General features: G+C 30.8%; 7 protein-coding genes. 3 read left to right on the top strand and 4 right to left on the bottom strand.

The features are described 5' to 3' along the window. Positions 1–54 precede the first annotated feature (54 nt). The 3 genes from AC2A1C_RS03910 to AC2A1C_RS03900 all read right to left on the bottom strand — a co-directional run bounded on the left by AC2A1C_RS03910 (position 55) and on the right by AC2A1C_RS03900 (position 1,644). Positions 55–624, bottom strand: coding sequence for a tetratricopeptide repeat protein (locus tag AC2A1C_RS03910; RefSeq protein ID WP_484023644.1), 570 nt, complete (start codon positions 622–624; stop codon positions 55–57). Positions 625–666: 42 nt separating this feature from the next. Then, on the bottom strand, positions 667–891 hold the full coding sequence (locus AC2A1C_RS03905) for a type II toxin-antitoxin system RelE/ParE family toxin (RefSeq protein WP_484023643.1): 225 nt from the start codon (positions 889–891) through the stop codon (positions 667–669). Positions 892–1,149: 258 nt separating this feature from the next. Then, complete coding sequence (locus AC2A1C_RS03900; protein ID WP_484023641.1) at positions 1,150–1,644, bottom strand: dihydrofolate reductase; 495 nt, start codon at positions 1,642–1,644, stop codon at positions 1,150–1,152. An 81-nt stretch (positions 1,645–1,725) separates the two neighbouring features. On the opposite strand from AC2A1C_RS03900, the gene AC2A1C_RS03895 reads away from it, so the two are divergent. From AC2A1C_RS03895 to AC2A1C_RS03885, 3 genes are read left to right on the top strand one after another with little or no spacing between them, the layout of a single operon-like run. Next, entirely contained in the window at positions 1,726–2,334 is a 609-nt protein-coding gene (locus tag AC2A1C_RS03895) for a LemA family protein (RefSeq protein ID WP_484023640.1), read from the top strand. Beyond that, a complete protein-coding gene (locus AC2A1C_RS03890; RefSeq protein WP_484023638.1) occupies positions 2,334–2,762 on the top strand; it encodes a TPM domain-containing protein in 429 nt (142 codons plus the stop codon). Before AC2A1C_RS03895 ends, AC2A1C_RS03890 begins: the two co-directional genes overlap by 1 nt. Further along, positions 2,743–3,540, top strand: a complete 798-nt coding sequence (locus AC2A1C_RS03885) for a TPM domain-containing protein (RefSeq protein ID WP_484023637.1) — start codon at positions 2,743–2,745, stop codon at positions 3,538–3,540. Before AC2A1C_RS03890 ends, AC2A1C_RS03885 begins: the two co-directional genes overlap by 20 nt. Positions 3,541–3,732: 192 nt before the next feature. On the opposite strand, the gene AC2A1C_RS03880 is transcribed toward AC2A1C_RS03885, so the two are convergent. Next, the gene (locus AC2A1C_RS03880; RefSeq protein WP_484023635.1) at positions 3,733–5,778 is read right to left on the bottom strand and encodes a M48 family metallopeptidase; all 2,046 of its coding nucleotides are present in this window, start codon (positions 5,776–5,778) and stop codon (positions 3,733–3,735) included. Between the last annotated feature and the right edge of the window lie 251 nt (positions 5,779–6,029).

Raw genomic sequence — 6,029 nt, 5'->3', positions numbered from 1 at the left:
ACAAACATATCAATAAAATAAAAAAGGATTGAAAAATTTCAATCCTTTTTTATTTTAGAAAAACTTTCCTCTTTGTCTCATATTTGGATTATGCATGTGCTTTTGCATGGATGGCATTTTTAGCTGATCCTTCATCATCTTGATCTGCTCTGTCATCAATCCTGATGAATCTAACTTTTTGGCTTCTTCCAAAAGTTTTTGCCCTTCCTGTTTTCTACCTTTTGAAATTGCAACAGCCGCCAAATTTAAAGTTGCCATTGCTCTATCCTGCTTCATATTCAGTCCGTACTCTAATGCTTTTCTCATTAAAGGCTCTACTTTTGCAGGATTGTCCTGAGCAAGTGTTAAACCTTGCAAATAATGAAAATATCCATATTGGGATTTATGAAGCTGAGATTTGTAATCCGTGATTTTGGATAGCCATTCAGCTGCTTTTTCTCCGTTCTGTTTTCTTAGTTGCCAGAAAGAAAGCAAAATATATTCGTTCTTAAAGAACAAAAGAATCGGAAATGCAGCAAGCAAAAACACCACAATTCCCCAACCCAAACTTCGGGTAAAAAACATCATGTAAATACCAGTGCTTATTAATACAGCTGCAATAACCAGCTTTATGTATTTGTTCATTTTATTGATTTTTTAGTGTGCAAATTTACGGAATTTGAAAATTTATATGGATATATTATCTGGATTTCTTCGGTTATCCCAAAATCCTAAAATAATAACGCTCTTTTCAGAAATTTGACAAAACAATGAAAAATTATCAAGTATGAGAATTCTTTTTATATTCTTATAATCAGTATCAGAACCTAATTGTGGGTTATTGCTTAATAATTTTTCAAAATGCTTAATCTCTTTGGAAATTTTTATAGAATATTTTTTAGATTTATCCAAACTATTTCAAGCATTTTTCAATCATTTGATGTGCTTCCTTTTGAGATAAAATTTCATTGTTTTTCACATCCTCTAATGCTTCATCAATCATTTTCTTTTCCCATTTTTTAGCTTTAATTCACCTTCTTTATTAATCTCTTCAAAAGAGATATTCATTTTTTTTAGAAGAGATTCAATAAGAGAAAATTCAGAAGAATTATTCGGATGGATAAGAAGGCTTTTCATAACTGATTTTAATACAAATTTAAAAAAATAAAATCATAATTTTTCCTTTCTGATAAATCTTTGAAAGCAAAAATCATATTCATTCTTTTCATCTTTTTCGTGGCAAGTTTCATCTGTTTTTTCCCAGATTTTTGCATCGATTTTTGGAAAAAAAGTATCGGCTTTCATATCTGTTTTTACTAATGTTACTTCCAGTTTATCTGCAAGTGGTATGGTTTGTTCATAAATATTCCCACCTCCGATAATAAAAATATCTTCATCAATTTTCTTTGCAAATTTTATGGCTTCTTTTATACTTCCTACAATAAGAATTCCTTCTTCAAACCAATCTGCCTTTCTGGAAACTACAATATTCGTCCTGTTTGGAAGCGGTTTTCCTATACTTTCATACGTTTTTCTTCCCATGATAATAGGATGTCCGGAAGTAATTTCTTTAAAATGTTTCAAATCTTTCGGAAGATGCCAAAGCAACTGATTTTGGAAACCAATTTCATTCTTCATTCCCATTGCTACAATGATGGTAATCATTTTTTTTGATAATTTTTACAAAAGTAGTACATAATTTGTATATTTGGGTTAGCTATTTAAAATAATAAAAAAATATAAACTATGAAAAATAGAGGTTGTATGAGTGCCGGAACTATCGGTATTGCTCTACTTGTGATTGCTGCATTGCTTTTCTTTTGGGGAAAAAATGGCTATAACAATTTCGTGGCAAAAGAACAGACTGTAAATACAAAATGGTCTAATGTGGAAACCGTTTATCAGAAAAGAGCGAATCTGATTCCTAACCTTGAAAGAACTGTAAAATCCTATTCAAAATTTGAACAAGAAACTCTGACAAAAGTAATCGAAGCTCGCTCCAAAGCTACATCTATCACTATTGATCCTACGAATATGACAGAAGCTGATATTGCAAAATTTCAGGCAGCGCAAGGAGAATTGAGTGGAGCTTTAAGCAGATTGATGGCAGTAGTAGAACAATATCCTAATCTAAAAGCAGATCAACAATATATCAATTTCCAAAGAGAATATACGGCAATTGAAAACAGCATTCGATCGGAAACGGTTTATTATAACGATGCTGCAAGAGATTATAACACTTCAATAAAAACTTTTCCAAATAATATTCTGGCAAATTTTACAAACTTTAAAGAAAAACCATACTTCAAAGCTGCTGCTGGTGCTGAAAAAGCTCCGGAAGTCTTCACAGAATAATGAACAATTTTCTTACAGAACAACAAATGGCTTCCCTTGTGGAAGCCATACAAACCGCTGAAAGCCATTCCACCGGAGAAATTCGTATTCATATAGATTCCAATACTGATGTTGAAAATGCAAAAAAAGCATTTGATGTATTTATGACTTTGGGAATGGATAAGACAGTGGAAAGAAATGCCGTACTTTTTCATGTCAATTTTGAAGCCCATTATCTTACTATTATTGGAGATGAAGGCATCCATGCAAAAGTACATCAATCTTTCTGGGATCAGTTGCATGATAAAACCACTTCGGAATTTGCCAAAAAAAATTATTACGAAGGTCTGAAGAATGCTATATTGGAAACCGGTTTGGAACTCAAAAAATACTTTCCTTTTTCAGGAGAAAATTACAATGAACTATCGGATGAGATTACCTTCTCTTAAACTTTTTTTCATTTTTTTTGTAGGCTGTTTTCATTGGATTTCAGCACAATATAATATCCCTGAAAAACCAAAAATTTTATACCCTGTTTATGATGAAGTAGGTCTGCTTTCGGAAAACGAAAAACAACTACTGAATGATAAACTCATCAAGTTTGAAGATTCTACTTCTACAGAAATAGAAGTCATCATTGTTCCTTCTACAAAAGGTGAAGATGTCAATTTTCTCGCCACTATGTATGGAGAAAAATGGGGAATCGGAAAAAAAAGTAAAGACAATGGTGTTGTTTTCCTGATTGCAACAGAAGATCATACAATGTCTATCCAGCAAGGAAGAGCTGTGGAACAGTATCTTACTGCTTCAGTAGCAGGACAAATTATGGATTATATTGTTACTCCAAATTTCAAGCAGCAACGTTGGTATGATGGGATCAATCGTGGAACTTCTGCGATAATGGAAGCCGTTCAAGGAAAATTCAAACCTGATCCTGTTTCAGATTCCGGTGGAGAAATAAGTGTTTTCAAAATCATTATTATTGTTGTCATTATCCTGATTATTCTGAGCTTTCTTATCAAAAATCGTGGAAACGGCGGAAATTATGATGACGATGATGATGTCATTATCTCAAGACGTGGACGCAGAAATTATCCGGGCGGATTTTTTCCATTTCCGGGAAGTTTAGGAGGTGGTGGATTTGGCGGCGGAAGTTCCGGAGGTGGATTCGGTGGATTTGGAGGAGGCGGAAGTTTCGGAGGAGGCGGTGCTTCCGGAAGCTGGTAATAGAATTTATAAATTTATTTGTTTTAGGTATTTAAATTTGATTAAACATACTGAAATTATTATCACTCAATAGATTAATTTTCTATTTATTGGTTATTAATTAAAGGTTTTCAACTGCTTAAACTGATAATAATATGTTATCTACACCAATCTTTTTAAATTTTTGTTGTAAATGTTCGAAAGTTGAAAAATCTAATTTTGATGGAGCAACTCCACTTGAAAATCCAGTACATTTTTCTTTAGTGAAAAGTAAAGTCTATGAAGTAAATAAGGATAATTATTTAAAGCCAACATCAATTTTTGAAGATTACTTTCATCATATTTATCATTCAGAAAATATACTAAATCATTGTTCACATACGATTCCAAATCGTTTCGTGTTTCTTTACTCAGTGCATCCATTAGAGCAGCATGATTTAGAAAATAGCTGAGTTGGGATTTGAAATTTTCCTCTAATGGTTTTATTTTATGGAAATTTCTTCTAATCGTATCAAAAGGTGTTTTTGTATTTAAAAATATTAATTCATTACTAAGATCAGAATAAATCTTGATTAGAATGTCAAATTGCTTATCAAAATCAAAAAAGTTTTCATAATATCTATTCAAATCTATTTCCTTATTTTTATCTTTTGCAATCTTTAAAAAAAAGCAATATATTTTTTCATCATTTTCAGTTATTGCTTTTTCGCTATCTACAATTTGATTTTCTATATTCAGAATAATTTTTTTTGCTTCTTTTGCTTTGTATTTATTTCCGTCATAATCAAATGTTTTTATTGTAGTCTCCTTATTACTAATGGATTCCAATATTGATTTATCACTTCGAAGAGCAATAAGTGTATAAACAATTTCTAATTTTTCTTTATTGAAAAGTTCTTCCAAAGAAGTTGTTTCTTTTGAAATATCTACCGTATTTATATCAAAATACTGAGGATTATGACTATCATAATAATTGTTATACACTTTATCAAAAGAATTTTTCTTATAATCTAAAGAAAATTCAGCTGTAAAATTATCCAAGTCAAGGATTGCAAATTCTGAAATTTTAGGAAGATGATTGAACATCTTAACAGTTAAACTCTCTTCCGTTTTTACAGCATTTGCAAGAAGAGTTTTTGCAGGTCGATCATCATATTCTTTTACAATATCCAATTTTCGGAGTTTTGCAATTCTATCTTCTGTAGAAGGATGGGAAGCCCACTGATCTTTTATTACAAGTTTCGATTTATTAAATAAATCAGATTCAGACAATTTCACTAAAGGCAAATCATATTTATAATCCAATTCATTCTCTTTAGCAAAAAAATTCATCACAAACAATTGTTCCTTGTAGATATTATTACTTTTCTGCTGATCATCAATTTTTGAATCATAAAATTGGATTACGGAATTGTATGCATTTTCTGCTATATCCAATCTAAGCAGTGATTCTTCCAAAGGCAAAGATCCTGCAACATTTGCAGCAACCTCATCCGCATGAAATTCCATTTCTCTGGAAAGTGCCATGTACCGAATATTTACAAAAGAATACATTTTGGCAAGAACCCAGCGAATTGCTCCGATAATCTTTGCTGCGATAAAAACAAAAGGTGTAAAATATCCACTTATATTTGCCCAACCTTGTATTGTATTATTAAAGGATTCATCATCATTTACTAAATTGAAAATAACCTGATTTACATTGTACACATAACTTCCCACCTTCATGGATCTTTGTGAAAAATGCCCAAATTCATGGGATAAAATAGATTTCAATTCTTGTCGGGTTGTAATATTTATTAAACCTAAACCTATTGTCAGATTTTTCTTAATTGGAAAAAACATACTCAAAAAATTCGAATCGTAAAATACACTTGCATTTACATTATTTGATAAATATACTTTTTTAGGAAATTGCGTATCTACTTCTTTTACTATTTCATCTAATAAAGAAAAAAGCTCTGCTTCTTGCTTGCGTGTTATTTCGGTAAGTCCGGTTCTGTCGTTGATATGTCTTTTGAACAAAAATTTTACTAAAAAATAAAGTATTATAAATCCCGTACTTGCTAATCCGAGTCCTAAAGCTAAGGTGATGAACATGGGTTTGGCAGCGATTAATGCTATTCCGCCGGCTACACATAAAACCGTAAGTACTATTGCCAAAAGAAATAAAATAATATATGTAATGATAAATAAAACAATAGCAAAAATTGCAGACGCACTTTTCTTTTTAAAATCTTTCGAAACCTCAATATACATTTCTATTATTATTTTTAATAAAATCGGCGGGAATTTACAATAATTCTAAAATAGAATAAAAATTTATTAGAAAAATAAATAGTGGGAAGAAATTAGATTTTAGATATTAACTTTAAAATCAAGTGGTTTGAAATTAAAATATCGGTCTAAGTTATTTCGAGAATTAAAAAAACCTCGTTTTTTATAACTTTTTACAACCAATACTTTACTTTGATTTCTTCTTAAAATCCCGTATATTTACGAAAACCGCA

Source organism: Chryseobacterium sp. HNCC26DJ241 (assembly GCF_057180505.1).
Note: the sequence above shows the minus strand (reverse complement) of the source record. Positions and strands in the feature narration are given on the sequence as shown.